At 73.0% G+C, this 16,393-nt stretch carries 13 protein-coding genes and 1 tRNA gene; 4 read left to right on the top strand and 10 right to left on the bottom strand.

Features of this window, described 5'->3' with window-relative positions; translation table 11 throughout:
- Positions 1-56: 56 nt before the first annotated feature.
- Positions 57-2,432 (top strand): (Fe-S)-binding protein, encoded by a 2,376-nt coding sequence (locus J4G33_RS13950; protein ID WP_208056597.1) that lies wholly within the window; start codon positions 57-59, stop codon positions 2,430-2,432.
- A gap of 34 nt (positions 2,433-2,466) precedes the next feature.
- Positions 2,467-2,874 (top strand): hypothetical protein, encoded by a 408-nt coding sequence (locus tag J4G33_RS13955; protein ID WP_208056598.1) that lies wholly within the window; start codon positions 2,467-2,469, stop codon positions 2,872-2,874.
- On the opposite strand, the gene J4G33_RS13960 is transcribed toward J4G33_RS13955, so the two are convergent.
- The 3 genes from J4G33_RS13960 to dcd all read right to left on the bottom strand — a co-directional run bounded on the left by J4G33_RS13960 (position 2,856) and on the right by dcd (position 5,944).
- Positions 2,856-4,103 (bottom strand): serpin family protein, encoded by a 1,248-nt coding sequence (locus tag J4G33_RS13960; protein ID WP_208056599.1) that lies wholly within the window; start codon positions 4,101-4,103, stop codon positions 2,856-2,858. The genes J4G33_RS13955 and J4G33_RS13960 overlap by 19 nt on opposite strands.
- Positions 4,104-4,206: 103 nt before the next feature.
- Entirely contained in the window at positions 4,207-5,283 is a 1,077-nt protein-coding gene (locus J4G33_RS13965; RefSeq protein WP_208056600.1) for a hypothetical protein, read from the bottom strand.
- 85 nt (positions 5,284-5,368) lie between these two features.
- On the bottom strand, positions 5,369-5,944 hold the full coding sequence (gene dcd / locus J4G33_RS13970; protein ID WP_208056632.1) for a dCTP deaminase: 576 nt from the start codon (positions 5,942-5,944) through the stop codon (positions 5,369-5,371).
- 668 nt (positions 5,945-6,612) lie between these two features.
- On the opposite strand from dcd, the gene J4G33_RS13975 reads away from it, so the two are divergent.
- Positions 6,613-6,683 (top strand) — tRNA-Gly (locus J4G33_RS13975).
- A gap of 30 nt (positions 6,684-6,713) precedes the next feature.
- Here J4G33_RS13975 and J4G33_RS13980 read toward each other — a convergent pair.
- From J4G33_RS13980 to J4G33_RS14005, 6 genes are read right to left on the bottom strand one after another with little or no spacing between them, the layout of a single operon-like run.
- Positions 6,714-8,474: an ABC transporter ATP-binding protein gene (locus J4G33_RS13980; protein ID WP_208056601.1), complete on the bottom strand. Its 1,761-nt coding sequence runs from the start codon at positions 8,472-8,474 to the stop codon at positions 6,714-6,716.
- Positions 8,474-10,216: an ABC transporter ATP-binding protein gene (locus tag J4G33_RS13985; protein ID WP_208056602.1), complete on the bottom strand. Its 1,743-nt coding sequence runs from the start codon at positions 10,214-10,216 to the stop codon at positions 8,474-8,476. The genes J4G33_RS13980 and J4G33_RS13985 overlap by 1 nt, the downstream gene beginning before the upstream one ends.
- The gene (locus tag J4G33_RS13990; RefSeq protein ID WP_208056603.1) at positions 10,213-11,622 is read right to left on the bottom strand and encodes an ABC transporter ATP-binding protein; all 1,410 of its coding nucleotides are present in this window, start codon (positions 11,620-11,622) and stop codon (positions 10,213-10,215) included. The genes J4G33_RS13985 and J4G33_RS13990 overlap by 4 nt, the downstream gene beginning before the upstream one ends.
- Positions 11,619-12,437 (bottom strand): ABC transporter permease subunit, encoded by an 819-nt coding sequence (locus tag J4G33_RS17285; RefSeq protein WP_208056604.1) that lies wholly within the window; start codon positions 12,435-12,437, stop codon positions 11,619-11,621. Before J4G33_RS17285 ends, J4G33_RS13990 begins: the two co-directional genes overlap by 4 nt.
- Complete coding sequence (locus J4G33_RS14000) at positions 12,434-13,399, bottom strand: ABC transporter permease (protein WP_208056605.1); 966 nt, start codon at positions 13,397-13,399, stop codon at positions 12,434-12,436. Before J4G33_RS14000 ends, J4G33_RS17285 begins: the two co-directional genes overlap by 4 nt.
- A 3-nt stretch (positions 13,400-13,402) precedes the next feature.
- The gene (locus J4G33_RS14005; protein WP_243759107.1) at positions 13,403-14,920 is read right to left on the bottom strand and encodes an ABC transporter substrate-binding protein; all 1,518 of its coding nucleotides are present in this window, start codon (positions 14,918-14,920) and stop codon (positions 13,403-13,405) included.
- Between the two features lie 109 nt (positions 14,921-15,029).
- Between J4G33_RS14005 and J4G33_RS14010 the strand changes: the two genes are divergently transcribed.
- Positions 15,030-15,785, top strand: coding sequence for a TetR/AcrR family transcriptional regulator (locus tag J4G33_RS14010; protein WP_208056606.1), 756 nt, complete (start codon positions 15,030-15,032; stop codon positions 15,783-15,785).
- A gap of 2 nt (positions 15,786-15,787) precedes the next feature.
- Here J4G33_RS14010 and J4G33_RS14015 read toward each other — a convergent pair whose 3' ends face one another.
- Positions 15,788-16,282 (bottom strand): DUF6584 family protein, encoded by a 495-nt coding sequence (locus J4G33_RS14015; RefSeq protein WP_208056607.1) that lies wholly within the window; start codon positions 16,280-16,282, stop codon positions 15,788-15,790.
- Positions 16,283-16,393: the final 111 nt, after the last annotated feature.

Consider the following 16,393-nt stretch of genomic DNA (forward strand, 5'->3'; position numbering starts at 1 on the left):
TCACTGAACAGGACCATCGTACCTTCCGGGCCTGAGGCACCGACTAGCGTGGCGGGGTGGACGCCCTGCAGCTCGCCGCCCTCGTCGTCGCGGTCCTGGCGACCGTCGTCGGCGTGACCGTCTTCTCCCTCGGGGTGCGCGCGATCGTGCGCACCGTCGCGCAGGGCGGCCCGGCCCCCGAGCGCACCGACCACCGGTGGTTGCGGACGAGGCTGGCCCTCGGGCTGCTGCTCGGGCACGGACGCTTCCAGCACCGACCGTTCGTCAAGGTCGCGCACTGGGTCGTCATGGTCAGCTTCCCGGTGCTGTTCTTCACGCTGGTGGCCGGGTACGGGCAGATCGTCGACCCGCACCTGGCCCTGCCGGCGGTCCTCTGGGTCGCCCCGCTCGGGTGGCTGGTCGAGGGGTTCGCGTGGCTGGGGCTGCTGGGCATCCTGGCGCTGGTGCTGGTGCGGCAGCGTGCCCACCCCCGCCGCGGGGAGGCCGCCGCCGGAGCGCCGTCGGCCGTGCAGGACTCGCCGTCGGGCCGGCGCGGGCCGCAGGGGGCGCGGTCCTCGCGGTTCTTCGGGTCGAACGCGGGGCAGGCGTACTTCGTCGAGCTGATCATCGCGGCGGTGGTGCTCTGCGTGCTGGTGCTGCGGGGGCTGGAGTACGCGCTCGCGATGAGTGCGCCGGGCGGGGTCTCCGCCGACGTCGCCTCCGCCCTCGCGCTGCAGCACCCGCTGACGGCGTGGTTCGGCTCCTGGTGGGTCGGGGCGGGCACCGAGGCCCTCGAGACGGCGGTGGTGCTGGTCGCCCTGCTGAAGATCCTCACGTCGATGACCTGGATGGTCGTGGTCGGGCGTCGGCCGGCGATGGGGGTCTCGTGGCACCGGTTCCTCGCGGTGGTCAACGTGTGGGCGCGGCGCGAGGTCGACGGCTCCCCCGCCCTGGGTCCGGTGCCGCCGGTGCGGGCCGCGGGCAAGGTCGTGGACTTCGAGGCGATCGACGACCTGCCCGAGGACGCGCGGCTCGGCGTCGGGCAGCTCGAGGACTTCACCTGGAAGGGGCTGCTGGACTTCTCGACCTGCACCGAGTGCGGGCGGTGCCAGGAGCAGTGCCCCGCGTGGAACACCGGCAAGCCCTTGTCCCCCAAGCTGATGATCACCGCCCTGCGCGACCACGCCTACGCGAGCGCCCCGTACCTGCAGCCCGCTCCCAACGCAGCCACCGCCCCGACAGGCCTCACGACCACCACCGGCCACCTCCCCCCCGGCCTCGTGTCAGAACGTGGGGGTGCCAGGGGTATCCCAGCTTCTGACACGAGCTCGGCCACCAGCTCGGCCACCAGCTCGGCCTCCAGCTCGGACACGAGCCATGCGGGGGTGGACGTGCTCGCGCTGGTGGGGGACGTCATCGACCCGCAGGCGTTGTGGGACTGCACCATGTGCGGGGCCTGCGTCCAGCAGTGCCCGGTGGACATCGAGCACGTCGACCACATCGTCGACCTGCGCCGCAACCAGGTGCTCATGGAGTCGGCCTTCCCCGAGGAGCTCGGCCCCATGTTCACCAAGCTCGAGAAGCAGGCCAACCCCTGGGGCATGGCCCCGCGCAGGCGCCTGGACTGGGCCCAGGGCCTGGGCTTCGAGGTCCCCGTGATCGGGGCTGACGTCGAGGACGCGAGCGAGGTCGACTACCTGTTCTGGGTCGGCTGCGCGGGGGCCTACGAGGACCGCGCCAAGCGCACCACCCGCGCCGTGGCCGAGCTGCTGCACGCCGCCGGGGTGAGCTTCGCGGTGCTGGGTGACGGCGAGTCCTGCACGGGGGACCCGGCCCGACGCGCAGGCAACGAGTTCCTCTTCCAGATGCTCGCCCAGGCCAACGTCGAGGTGCTCACCGAGGTCATGGCCCAGCGCATCGTGGTGACGTGCGCGCACTGCTTCAACACCATCAGCCGCGAGTACCCCCAGCTGGGCGGGCGCTTCGAGGTGGTGCACCACACCGAGCTGCTCGACCGGCTGGTCACCGACGGCCGCCTGACCCCCACCACCCGGCCCGACGACGACGCCTCCGCCGGCACCGTGACCTATCACGACCCGTGCTACCTCGGCCGGCACAACCAGATCTACACCCCGCCCCGCGACCTGATCGGCGCCCTGCCCGGGGTCACCCTCACCGAGATGCCCCGCACCCAGGAGCGGTCCTTCTGCTGCGGCGGCGGGGGCGCCCGGGTGTGGATGGAGGAGTCGACCGGGACGCGGATCAGCACCGACCGCGCGACCGAGGCCCTCGACACCGGGGCCCGCACCATCGCGACCGGCTGCCCGTTCTGCACGGTGATGCTCACCGATGGCGTCGCGGCGGCGAGCGCCACCGGGGCCGGGACTGGTCAGGGCCCGGTCGAGGTGGTCGACGTCGCGATCATGCTGCGGGACGCGGTGCTGCCCGACTGACCCTGCTCGGACTCGGCGAAGGACAGGAGCGCGCATGGACACGTTCAGCTTCGGGGCGGTGATCCTCTTCAGCGCGCTCGTGATCGTCTTCGCGTTCGCCAGCATCACATCCGTCGTCAAGCACTGGCCCGAGCCCGTGGACCGGGAGGTAGCGCGACAGGCCGCGAGGTCCCTCCTGCGTGGAAGGCTGGCGGGGGGCGAACCTCAGCGGTCGGCAAGCATCCGGCTCGCGCGAGGCTGGGCGCGCGGGTACTGGACCGCCTTGATGCTCCTCTGCCTCGCCGCCATCCAAGGGTTCCTCAGGCAGTCCTTCGACGACGTCCTGTCCACGGTGTCCGTGGTGGCGATCGTCGCCTGCATCGCAGGAGCGGTGCTCACGGCGGTGCAGGTCGCCCTCGCTCGCGCGGCACTGCGGGGCGCAGGTCAGCCGCGGGGGTCGTGAACGCTGCCGAGGAAGAGCACGGCACCGGTCTCGCGGTCGCTCACGGTGAACGCGAACGGGCGGTCGACCCGGAACGGTGGTGACCCGGCGGACTCGGTCATGACCGCGCCCGTGGCGACCGCTGCCTCGGTGCCCCGTTCGTCGACCCGGATGTAGGTCTTCTGCACGACGGTGTCGAGGTGAGGGTTGGCCGAGGACATCGGCGTGAAGTCCCCGGCGCGGAACGCGGCCACCATCCCGAGGGACTGCAGGGGCGCGGTGAGGTCTGCCTCCCACTCGAGCTCTGGACGTGGCAGGGCGATCTCGGAGACGGTGGCGGGCCGGAGGCCGTCGACAGCACTGCGCCAGGCCTCGGCGTCGAGGTCGTCGAGCAGCCCGTCGAGGTCCACGCCCTGCTCCGGCACGATCAGCTCCATGCCGAAGCGCTCCTCGTCGCCGTAGGGGAGCCGGAGCATCTCGAAACCGGCACCGGAGGACGTCTCCGCCCCGGCGTTGCCGCGGTGCATCGTGGGGACCTGCACCTTCCTGCCGCCGGCCAGGGTGAACGGCGCGTCCCGTGTCTGGGCTTCGTCGAACGTGGTGGTCCAGGTGCCCAGGAAGTAGACCGTGTTGAGCAGCACCAGCACCGCGTGCGGATCGGGAAGACCGAGGGCCGCCGCGATCTCCTCGACCAGCCCGTTGGTGTTCCCCTCGACCCAGTCGTCGATCGCCGCGGCCGCGCCCTGCGAGCCGAGGTCCACCTCGTCCAGCGTCGCCCCGTAGGCGTCCTGGACGAAGGACACGTAGTCGTCCTCGAGCGGATACCCCTCGGCCGCCCACAGCGAGCTCGCGATCTCCAGGGTGACGTCGTCGGTGTCGATCAGGTCGGCGAGCAGCGCTGCGTTGCGGGTGTCCTGCGGACCGTCGAGGCGCAGGAGTCGGACCATCTCCTCGGCGCTGTCCCCGCCGGCCCCCGCGGCCAGCATCCCGAGCAGCACCGAGGCCGACAGCGGCGACGTGACCGTGGTGTCGCCCTCCTGCGCGACAGCGGCGTGCAGGTCGAAGCCGAAGGCGTTGGCGGCGTCCGCTGCTGCCGTGGCGTCCTCAGCGGAGAGACTGCCCGCGAGGGCCGTGCCCAGGGGGGCGCGCGAGCCGTCGTCTGCCGCGCCGTCGACCCCAGCACATGCCGCCAGGGCGAGGGCTCCCGCCGCCGCGGCGGCAACGAGCCTGGTGCACCTCACAGGGACCATGGCGTCCATCTCTCGTCAGCGTGAGGGGAGCGGCGACATCCTCACCCCTACCCTGACCGTGTCCCGACGCTCACCGCGCTTGCACCCACCGGGGCGCTCCCTCTCAGAGGTCGGCGGGGTCCACGACGAAGCCCATCATGTCCGTGATCTCCCCGCCGACGGCCTTGTGCACGGCGCGGGTGATGGCGATGACCAGGGGCGTGGCTCGGCCTCGGGCCACGCGCAGGTTCAGGCTCGGGCGCTCGGACTCGAGGTCGGCGAGGTCCTCGGGCTCCCAGCGGACGGTGTAGCCCACGGCGCCGCGCTCAGCCCACGGGATGCCGGCGATGACGGGGGGCAGCGCGGTCTCCCCGGTGACCTCGAGGGCGATCATCCCGTCGAGGTCGAGGTCCACCAGGGCGCCGTACCCCTGCATGGGCTCGGGGTCGGTGAGGGCGGCGATGTCCCGCTGGTCGGCGGCGACGTGCAGGGCGTGACGCTGCTCGGCGTTGATCACCTCGGCCCCCGGCACGGCCTGCAGCCCGGTGCCCTGGGGCGGTCCGTTCCAGCGCCCGTCGGGCAGGTTGAGGTAGGCGCGCGGCACGGCCTGGCGCATGACGGTCAGCGCGGCGTCGGGCTCGAGCCAGATGTCCGTCCACACCGTGAGGTCGACGGCGGCCGAGGGGTCGGGCACGAGCACCGCGGGGGCCTGGTCGGCGGCCGGGGCGACCCGCACCGCTCCACCCAGCCGGCGCGCGACGTCGACCAGCCATCGCACCACCCGCTCCTCGTCGCGGACGGGCAGCCCGGCCGGGAAGGCGCGGCCGAGCCCGTCACGGTCCCCGCCCCCCGGCCAGGGCGGGGTGCCGCGCTCGACGGGGGCGTGCATCACGTAGGCCAGCGCGGCGGAGGCCGGCACGCCCAGGGCGCTGGTCGCGGGACGGTCGAGGGTGAAGGGGCCCTGCAGCACGCTGTGCCGCGACAGGCGCAGCGCACCGGGAGGCGCGACGGTCTGGCGCAGTCCGCGCGCGCCACCGGCCGGGCGGGGCGGAGTCACGCCCGACGTCGTCTCCCAGACGGCCCGCGGGAATCGGCTCGCGGCGAGGGTCTCGACCTCGTCAGCGCCGACGTCCTCGGGCAGCACGAGCACGTGCCGACCAGTGACGTCGGTCGAGGTGGGGTCGAGAGCCGGGAGTGCCATGGGGGGAGCCTAGGTCGCCAGTGTTGCGGCTGTGCTTCGGCGGTGTTGCCCAGACGGGCCTGGTCACAGCGCCGGAGCAGCCGAGTCACACCTGCGTGCGATGGAAGCTCGTCGAGGAACGGGAGGCCGTCGGTCCGCGCTGACCCTGGTACCGCGAGCCGTAGACGCTCGACCCGTAAGGGTGCTCCGAGGGCGAGGAGAGGCGGAAGAAGCACATCTGGCCGATCTTCATGCCGGGCCACAGCTTGATCGGCAGGGTCGCGACGTTGGACAGCTCGAGGGTCACGTGCCCGGTGAAGCCCGGGTCGATGAACCCCGCGGTCGAGTGGGTGAGCAGCCCGAGCCGGCCCAGGGAGGACTTCCCCTCGAGGCGGGCCGCGACGTCGTCGGGCAGGGTCACGGCCTCGTAGGTCGAGCCGAGCACGAACTCACCCGGGTGCAGGATGAACGCCTCGTCGGGGTCGGCCTCGACCAGGTGGGTCAGGTCGGGCTGGTCGAGGGCTGGGTCGATGAAGGGGTACTTGTGGTTGCTGAACAGCCGGAAGAACTTGTCGAGCCGCACGTCGATGCTCGAGGGCTGGATCATGGCCGGCTCGTAGGGGTCCAGCTGGATGCGTCCGGAGTCGAGCTCGGCGCGGATGTCGCGGTCGGAGAGCAGCACGGGGCCACGGTAGCGGCTGGGCCCGGGGGCTGGGAGCGCGTCGAGCAGGAGGACCTGGCGGGCGAGGTCGGGGGTCCGCGCGGGGCCAGGCACAGCGAGAGCCCCTCGAAGTAAGCGTTCGAGGGGCTCTGCTGTGGTCGTCGGACCCGACAGCCGGTTGCCCGACTGCTGCGGTCCCGCTCCGGCGCTACGGGCGGCTGCCGCGCGGTCTCCCGTGCAGCCACCACCTGACGACCCGACGTTCCGGTCCGTTGGGACTCCTGCGGCGCCATCCGCAGCTCGCAGGGTCTCCCCCGCGAGGTGGTCCACCGTTCTCCGGTCAGTCCCGACGGCCGTTCGCCCCCGGAGCCCAGGTTGCCCTGGTACGTCCCGGTTCTGAACGACTGCCGGAACCCAGTTCTAGACCCCCGCGGGCGGAGCCCACAAGGGTTCGGCGCACCCGAATCGTGATCAACAGTTCTACACAGGTTCGTCCACAGGGTGACGTGCGCCGCACGAAATCACCCACATGGCTGTGGACAAGATCTGTGCACGACGGCGGGGCACGGGACCGGGTCCACAGGCACAGCCGGGACGACGGCGAGGAAGGGGACCCGGCGAGGGGCGCTTTGGCCAGGGCGCGTCGATGGTGGGTATGATCGTCGCGCGCCGCCCAGCAACGGGCGCTCGCGGGTGTAGTTCAATGGTAGAACATCAGCTTCCCAAGCTGATAGCGCGGGTTCGATTCCCGTCACCCGCTCCCAGCACGTCGGCCCCCTCGGCGGGCAGCTCAGCCCTCTCCCTCACCCGGTACGCCGCGGTCTGCTCGACGGCCGTCCTCCGCATCCTCGAGGTGAGCGGCGACGAGTTCCCGGTACCGTCCGCGCTGGCCGACGAGCTCGGCGTGAGTCCCTTGCTGGACGATCCGACCGCGGTCGAGCACCAGGACCTGGTCCGCGTGGACGACCGTGTCGAGGTGGTGGGCGATCACCAGGACGCTGCTCGTGCGCGCAAGATCACGCGCCGCCACGCCCACCAGCCGGGCGTTCTCCGGGTCCAGCGCTGAGGTGGCCTCATCCATGATCGTCAGAGGTGCCGCCTTGAGGAGCGCGCGGGCGATCGATACGCGCTGACGCTGCCCTCCGGACAGGCGCGCCCCGCCGGGCCCGTTGGCCGTGTCGAGCCCGGCAGGGAGGTCGTGGAGTGCGGAGTCCAGCCCGGCGGCACGCACCGCCCGGGCAAGATCCGCCGGCGAGGCCTCGGGGGCCGCCGCACGGATGTTCTCGGCGATGGTCCCGTCGGCGAGGTGGTCGTCCTGGAGGACCACCGCGATCCTGCGGTAGAGCGCGCCGGTCTCGAGGCCACGCAGGTCCGCGCCGTCCAGGAGGATCCGGCCCGCCGACGGGTCCCAGAAGCGGGCGAGGAGCCGAGCGATGGTCGTCTTGCCCGAGCCTGACGGCCCGACGACGGCGGTCAGGCCGCGGCGCGGAAGAGCGAAGCTGACCTCCTGGATCACCGGGACGTCGCCATAGCGGAAGGACACGCCCTGAACGTCCACGAGCACGTCCGTCCCGGGTGGGTCCTCCGGCGGCAGATCGAGGACGGGGAGCGGCCGCACGCACAGGACGTCCGCGACACGGTCCAGGGCTCCGCGCTGCAGGCGAAGCCCGGCAGCGAGCTCGGCCCCGGCAGCGGCTACCGCGGTCAGCCGGGAGGTGGTCACCAGCAGCCCGACGAACGCCGGTACGGACAGCGTCGCCCCGGCGACCCAGAGGACCCCGACCGCGACGAGCGCGGCGAAGAGCACGTTGAGCGTCACGCTGAACAGCAGGAGCCCGGGCAGCACCGTGGCCGTCGACCGGCGCGCCTCACGTGCCGCCTCGCCGAGAGCACGCTCCAGCGCGTCGTCGTCCTCGGACCGTCGGTCCGTACGGATCACCGGCTGACGGACGGCGTACTCGAGCACGCGGTTGGCCGCCTCCACGTCGGCGCGGTGCCGCCGCAGGTCGACGGTCCGAGCGAGGTGCTGGCTGAGCGTGCTGGCCCACCACGCGACGAGGCTCGCGGCGAGCAGCGCGACACCGAAGCGCCAGTCCAGGAAGGCCACCGTCACGGCGGCGGCCACCGGGGTCAGGATGGCGGTGATCGCAGGGCGCAGCAGGATCGCCGGGTAGGACATGAGCCGGGGCACCCCGGTGGTCGCGGTGTCGACGACCTCCGCCTGCCGCGTCGGGGTGAACCACCCCAGCGGGAGGTGCGCGATGTGGTCACCGAGCGCGAGATGGAGAGCACGCGCAGTCTGGCTCCCCGTGCGGAAGGCGGCCGACTGCGCCACTCCTTGCACGACAACGAAGCCGAGGGCGGTCAGGGTCAGCGCCACCAACCACGGCTCTGCCGCCTCGTAGCCGGTGCCCACGAGCACCGCCACGGAGGTCCCGGCAAGACCGAGCACGACTCCCTGCAGGACGGCGGCGGTGGCGAGCCAGGCCGTGAGCGCGACCACGGCTCGGGCATCAACGGCGGGCAGCAGGCGGTGCAGGGCGCGGAGCATCAGGAGTCCTTCCGTGGGGCGGCGGCAGACATCGAGGGGCGCCACGCCGAGGGGGACGCTGCGGAGTCCCAGAGCCGGCGGTACGCGGCGCATCCCTCGAGCAGCTCGGCATGGGTGCCCTGCCCGGCCAGCCGACCGCGGTCGAGCACCACGATCCGGTCGGCGTGGGTGACCGTGCGCAGCTGGTGGGTGATGAGCAGGACGAGCCGCGAGCCCGCCTCGCGCGTCAGGGTCTCCATGAGGACAGCGCGGGTCGGGGGGTCGAGGGCCGAGGTCGCCTCGTCGAGCACGAGGGCGGTCGGGCGGCGCAGCAGCGCGCGCGCCAGGCAGACCCGCTGGCGTTGCCCACCGGACAGCTCGACCTCCTCGCCGAGGACCGTGTCGTAGCCGCGGGGCAAAGCCTGGATCTCCTCGTGGATCGCTGCGGCGACAGCGGCCGCGATCACGTCCTGCTCCGGGACGGTGCGCCCCCCGGTCAGGTTGTCGCGGACGCTGGCCTCACGGAGCCCGGTGTCCTGGAAGACGTAGGCGACCCGCTCGTACAGGCCGGGCTCGCTCAGCTCCCCGAGCTCGACGTCACCGAGCAGGACCCGGCCCTGCGTGGGGTCGAAGAACCGTGCGAGCACCCCGGCGAGGGTGCTCTTGCCGCTGCCGGACTCCCCCACCACCGCCACGAGCCCGGTCGTGGGCAGCTCGAGGGTGAGGCCGTCGAGGGCCACCTCGTCCTCGCCGTAGCGATGACTGACACCCTCGAGGCGCAGCGCACCCCCCACCTCGGGAGCGGCCCCGCCCCAGGTGAGGCGAGGTTGGGCCAGGAAGGAGCTGATCGACCCCAGCGCGGACAGGCCCGTGCGGATCGCCTGGATCCGGGGGCCGACGACGGCGACGGGCGCGGAGACGGCGGGCCCGAGGAGCGCGCCGGCCACGAGGGCTGTGGGGGTGACCCTGTCGAGATGGAGGCCTAGCGCGCCGGTCAGGACGAGCAGGGCCGTCGTGACGCCCGGAGCGACGACGAGCCAGGACGCCGTCGTCGCGGCCGAGGTGCGACGGGACCATGCGCTGAAGAAGTCGTGGAACTGCGTGACGGCGGCGCGGAACCGGGACCGTGCACCGCCCGCGCCGCCGTACACCTTGGCGACGGGCAGGCCTCGCACGTAGTCGACGACCGCGCTGCCGATGCGGTGCTGCTGCGCGGCGTACTCGGCGAAGCCCGCGGCCGATCCGCGCATCGCGCGAGCGAAGCACCCGACTCCGAGGATCAGCGGCAGCGCGGCCAGCAGGGCGAGCCGCCAGTCGAGCAGGGCGAGGGCCACGAGGCCGACGAGCGAGGTCACCACGAGCGCCGTCACGTCCAGGAGCGTGTGGGCGACGAGGTGGTGCAACGCGCCGGTGTCGTCGTGCAGCACGGTCTTGATGCGACCCGCGCCCTGCCCGGTCACCGCAGGCACCGGGAGGTCCCGGATGGTGCGGACCAGGCGCGCCCGGAGCTGCCGCGTGAGGTCCGCGTCGGCACGGTGGCTCAGGACCGTCGCCGCGCTGGCCGCGCCGAGACTCCCCAGCGCACCACCGACCGCAGCGAGCAGGACGACCGTGCCGGGGGCCGGTTCACCGCTCATCCAGGCGCCCGTGAAGGCGATGAGCGCGAGCAGAGGCACGAGGGTCAGGACCGCAGCGAGGCCCTGGAAGGCCATGGCGAGGATCAGCACCCCGCGGACGGGCCGAAGCAGACCGAGGGATGTCATCGCAGGGTTCCTTCGCTGAGGGTCAGTGCGCGGTCCGCCCGGGAGGCGACACGGTCACGGTGGGTGATGAGCAGCACCGGGGTGCCACGCTCGCGCCGGTAGCGGTCGAGGGCCTCGAGGACCCGCTCCTCGGTGGCCGGGTCCAGGGACGCGGTGCTCTCGTCGCACAGCAGCACCGCGGGCGCGGCGGTGATCGCCCGGGCGAGGGCGACACGGTGCCGCTGCCCTCCGCTGAGCTGGTCCGGCCTCCGCTCCAGGTGGGCGGGGTCGAGGCCGAAGCGGTCGAGGACCTCCTCCGGCCCCCACCCGCACGACCGGCCGTTGCGGGCGGCGGACGCCCGGGCTCGGCCGAGCGTCCTGTGCACGGGCTCGTGCGGGTTGAGGGCGGCCCGGGCGTCCTGACCGACGTACGCGAGAAACGGCCCACCTGTCCGCGCCCGGGCCGAGGCGTCCCAGCCGACAGGCCTGCCGTGCAGCCGGAGCTGTCCGGCGGCCGGGGGCGCGAGCCCCGCGAGTGCACGAGCGAGCGTGGTCTTGCCGCTGCCGGAGTCACCACGCACGGCGACCATCTCGCCCTGCGCGATCGCGAGGCTCAGGTCGTCGAGGATGCGCGCTTCACCGCGCCGGACGGTCAGGCCCGTCACCGACAGCATCGATGCCTGGCCGTGGTCCGGGCGGCACACCGGGGCCCGGACCACGGCGGGCGGGGCCGTGGCCTTCGGAGCCGGCGCGATGCGGCCCGCCGCGACGGTGAACGTCCTGTCGGCCATCCGGGTGATGACCGAGAGGTCATGGCTCACGAGCAGGACGGCGGGCCGCCAGGGCAGATCGGCGAAGGCTGAGCCGACCGCGTGCGCGGTGGCGGGGTCCAGGCCGCTCGTGGGCTCGTCGAGAACGATCAACCGCGGCTCCGTCAGGAGCGTCCGGGCCAGCAGCGCCCGTTGGGCCTGACCGCCGGACAGCCGCCCCGGGTGTCGTCGCAGCAGGTGCTCGTCGAGCGAGGCCGCTCGGGCGGCCTCGGCAACTCTCCTCGCTCGGTCACGACGGTCTGCGCCGGGGTGGGCGATGCGGTCGGCCGCGTCGAGCTGGGTCAGCACGCGGTGGCGCGGGTTGAGCGCGCTGGCGGGGTCCTGGGGCACGTATCCCGTGACGCGGCCCCGCAGCGCGCGCCGGCCGTCGAGGGTGAAAGGGTCGAGACCGGCGACCCGCACGGTGCCCGCCGTGCGGCGCAGCCCGGGACCGAGGTGCCCGAGCAGGGCGTGCGCGAGCGTGGTCTTCCCGGCGCCCGACGGCCCGACGAGGCCCGTCACCGTGCCGTCGGCGAGCTCGAGGTCCACGCCGTCGAGGATCACGGCGCCGTGCTGGGTCGCCACGCTCAGCCCGCGGACGTCGACGAGGCCGCTCACGCCGCTCGGTCGATCCGCTCGGGCGCCAGCCGGGTGGGCACCGAGGCACGGTCGACCAGGACCGTCAGGCTGACCGCGAGCGCGACCAGCAGGATCGCCGGCACCACCACCGGAAGGGCGTTCATCGTGACGCCGACGCTGTTCTCGCGCACCATCCGGCCCCAGTTCGCGGTGGGGGCCCCCGCACCGAGCCCCAGGAACCCGGCGGTCGCGGCCAGCTGGGTCGCGGCCACGAAGCGAATCCCTGCCTCCGCGAGGGCCACCGGCGCGAGCCCGGGGGCGATGTCGCGGCGGACCCTCGCGAGGAGCGGCTCGCCCCGGGCCGCGGCGTGGCGGGCGTACTCGGTTCCGACGAGCCGCGCGGTGCCCGCGTGCACGACGCGGACCGAGAACGGTGCGCTGACGATCGCGATCCCGACGGCGACCACGACGTCGTCACCGGGGGCGCCCGTGGCGAGCAGCAGCAGCAGGAGCAGGGCGGGAAGGGCGGCGAGGGCGTCGACGGAGCGCATGAGCGCGAGTCCCAGCCGTCGGCGGTGGGTGATCCCCGCCCAGACACCCGCACCGAGGCCGACGGCACTGCCGAGCAACGTGGCCGCGAGCGCCTGCAGCACCAGGACCCGGCCGCCGACGAGCAGCCGTGCGAGGGCGTCCCTGCCCAGGACGTCCGTACCCATCGGGTAGCTGTCGGTCGGCGCCTCGAAGGAGCTGCCGACGGGGGTGGTCGCGCCACCGGGTGCGAGCCACGGGCCGGCGAGCGCGATGGTCAGCACGGCCACCACGGGCAGGGCGAGCACCACGGTGCGCCGGGTCACCGGGCCGGTCCGGTCGCCGTCGGGCCGTGGCGGTCCAGCAGGCGCGCGGTGACGTCGCCTACGAGCAGGAGCAGCAGGGTGATGGCACCGAGCACGAGGCTCAGTCCCTGGACGAGGGGCACGTCGCGGTGGGCGACCGCCTGGGTGAGCTCGGACCCGAGGCCGGGGACGTTGAACAGGGTCTCCACGACGATCGCACCGCCCAGGAGGCCTGCGGTCATCACGGTCAGGGCCATCACGGCAGGAGCCAGCGCGTTCGCGACGACCACTCCCCAGACGTACCGGAGGCCTCGCACCCCGTTGAGCCGCGCGAACTCGGCGAAAGGCGTGGCGACCGTGTGCGCGACGGAGGCACGCAGCAAGCGCATCGTCGCGCCGAACCCACCGAGTGCGAGGGCGACCGCGGGCAGGAGCACCAGCTCGGGGTGCTGCCACAGCGACTCCCCGGGCCGGACGAGGGCGACGGCGGGCAGGACGGGCCACCAGGCGGTGAACACCGCGAGCAGGACGGTGGCGACGAGGAAGTCCGGGGTGCCGATGAGCCCGAGGGTCGTGCCGCTGAGCCAGCGGTCCAGTCGACCGCCCTGGCGCAGCCCGGCGGCAGTGCCCAGGACACCCGCGAGCGTCACGATCATCATCACGGCGGGCACGAGCACGGCCAGGCTCGTCACGAGACGCGCGCCGACGATCCCGGCGACGTCGCGGCCGGTGGCCAGCGAGGTCCCGAGGTCGCCACCCAGCGCCCCGCGCATCCACTCGAGGTATCGCTCGGCACCCGGACGGTCCAGTCCGAGGGCGACGCCGATCGCCTCCCGCTCGGCGTCCGTGGCGTGCGGACCCGACAGCACGCCCGCGGCGTCACCGGGCAGGACCTCGGTGGCCCAGAAGACGACGACCGAGAGCGCGGTGAGGGTCGCCAGGGCTGCCACGACCCTCACCGCGATCCAGAGGTCCAGCCGCACGGGTCAGGGGGTGATCGTCGCCTGCGCGAAGTCCGGGAACTGCAGCTCGCGCACCCCGGACACCGCGGTCGACGCTGCGCTGATCGTGGGGACGAAGACCGGGGCGATCTGATTGCCCTTCTCCCACAGCAGCTGCTGCGCCGCGTGCGAGGCGTTCAGCCTCTCCTCGGCCGTCGGGGCGCTGCGCGCGGTCTGGACGAGCGCGTCGACCTCCGGGAAGGTCCCGGGCGTGTGGTTGGGCTCGAACGGTGCGGGTGGGGTGTAGCCCGCCTTGAAGGGGAGAGCGAGGTACGCCGGGTAGTCGGCGAAGAGCTGACCGGGGGCGAGCTCGGCGAGGGTCGCGTCGACCCCGACGGCCTTCAGGTCCTCGACGACGAGCGTCGCGGTCTCCACCATCCCCGGCAGCTCGGGCCCGACCGTCAGCTCGACGCTCATGCCCGTCCGACCGGCCTCGTCGAGCAGCTCACGGGCTCGGTCCTGGTCGTGGGTCCGCTGCTCGAGCGAGTCGTCGTAGCTGCCGAACCCGAGGGCTGGCACATCGTTGCCCTCGAACGCGTGACCGAAGTAGACGTTCTCGACGATCCGCTCGCGGTCGACGGCGAGCTTGAACGCCTCCCTCACGCGTGGGTCGGCGAAGGGCTCATGCTCGAGGTTCATCGCGAAGAACTGGTACGAGGCGTACGGCAGCTCGCTCGTCGCGACCGAGAGCCCGCCCTCGCCCTCGAGGTTCTGCGCCTGGGCGGGGGACAGCCCGCTGATGTAGTCGACCTGGCCCTGCCGCAGGGCGTTCACCCGTGCGGTGCCGTCCGCGATGGACATCAGCTCGATCTCGTCGAGCGTGGGAGCCTGCCCGTAGAAGCCGTCGTTCCGTTCCAGCAGGGTGGACTGCCCGGGCTCGAAGGCGGCGATCGTGAACGGGCCTGACGACGGCGTCTGCGGGGTGAACTCAGTGGTTCCGTCCTTGATCGCGAGCATGCTCTGGCAGATCAGCTCGCGACCGTCGGCGAGCGGCGCGAGGGCCGGCAGGACGACGGTCGAGGGGTCCGGCGCGGAGGCGGCGTCCAGGTCGACGTTGCGTGACACGAGTCGGGTGAACGGCAGCCCTTCGAGCAGCACGGGGGCGCGCAGCGAGTAGAGCACGTCTGCCGAGGTGAGGGCCGTGCCGTCGGTGAAGGTGACCCCGTCCCGGACGCGCAGGGTGTACTCGGAGAGGTCCTCGCTCATCTCGATCGACTCGACCACCCCGTAGGCGACCCCGTCAGGCGCGGTCGGGTCGAGCTCGCACAACGGCGCGTGGACCAGTCGTGCCCGCACGTAGTCCAGGGCGGTCGGACCCTGGAGGTAGTTCAGCGTCTCGGTCGAGCCGCCGGCGAACGCGGCGCGCAGCACACCCCCGTCCACGGTCACCGGCTCGGCCGCCTGCTCGGCTTCGTGGCTGCCGGAGCATCCGGCCAGTGCCAGGGCCACCAGCACCGAGGTGGCCCCCACCACACCGCGCCTGCGCATCGTGCTCGTCGCCATCCGGCACCTTCTTCCAGGATCCGCCTCCGGCACCCTGCCGGTGTTTACGTCGTATACTAGCACCAGTTGAGAACGAGTCTCATCGCTCGTCCCTGGTTAGGATCCCGAGATGGCCACCTCCGCACCGCTGGACAGGGACGCCATCGTCGAGGCCGCGGTCGACATCACCCGGCACGCCGGGCTGTCTGCGCTGACCATGCGGGCCGTCGGCGCCAGGTTCGGCGTGACCGCCATGGCGCTCTACCGTCACGTGGCCAACCGCGAGGAGCTCGTGCGCCTGGTCGCGAACCAGATCGGCACGCTGGTGCGCCCTCAGGTGCCGGACGACGCCGACTGGCACGACCGGGCGCGGGCCTGGGCGGTGGCACAACGCGCGGTCCTTCGACAGCACCCCGGCGTGGCCGCCTGGCTGATGCAGAACGGACCGGCAGGGACGGAGGCCTACCGACTCCTCGAGCTCCTGACCGCGAGCCTCGCCGACGCCGAGCTCGACGATGCCACGGTCGCCCGGGGATCGGCGCTCATCATGAGCTGGACGTTCTCCCGGATCAGCATCGAGGACAGCGCGGATGCCCGCCGAGCCGCCGACCAGCCGAGCCGAGCGGGCGCCTTCGTGACCGGCCTGGACCAGATCGACCCCACCGAGCACCCGACCGCTGCCCGCGTCGGCCCGACCTTCTTCACCCTCGGCATGGAGGAGATCTTCGACACGGGCCTCGACTGGATCCTGGCCGGGATCGGCGTCAGTGCCGGTCGTGTGCCCGAGGAGCCGCCCTCGGCACAGCCGCCTGATGCCAGAAGCCCACTGGATCGGGCCGTCGAGAGGAGCGGCGACGCCCGTCGCACCGTGACCCAGGAGACCTGACCTCAGAGCACCTCGCCGAGCCACCGCACCGTCACGATCGCGCCGACCATGGCGAACCCGAGGACGACCAGCACGCCCACGCACCCTAGGGCGAAAGGCCACAGGGAATCGCGGACGGGGTTCTCCCAGGAGGGCCGACGCCCCAGCGGGCCCCGCGCGGCCGCACGCAGCTCCCCCAGACGCTCGCGGGCGACCGCCGTCTCGGCGTCGTTCTCCGAACCCGTCCAGCACAAGGCCCGCATCATCACCACGGGATCGCTCTGGGAGGCGCGGACGAAGGCCTCCGACTCCGCCGGTTCAGCGTCCTCCGAGAGGTAGTTCCACCGACCCGCCTGGTCGGCGTGCCCCTCCGCCCGGTACACGGCGGCCAGCTCCTCGCGCAGGTCGAGGCGCTGCGGCTCGGCGTCCACCTTCTGCTTGAGCCACTGGCGACGTCGACGCAGCCTCTCGGCGGGGGTGAGGTCGGCCCCGTCGGCGCCGTCGTCGGGGGTGGACATGATCACAACGTAGAGGGGCCAGGCGTGGACCTCACCCTCTTTGCGGGCCGGTCGAGACTCTCCCCCGAGAGAGACCCTCGACCGGCCCGCGCCCGTACCCCCGCTGCGCCA

This window comes from Actinotalea soli, assembly GCF_017565425.1.
GTDB lineage: Bacteria > Actinomycetota > Actinomycetes > Actinomycetales > Cellulomonadaceae > Actinotalea > Actinotalea soli.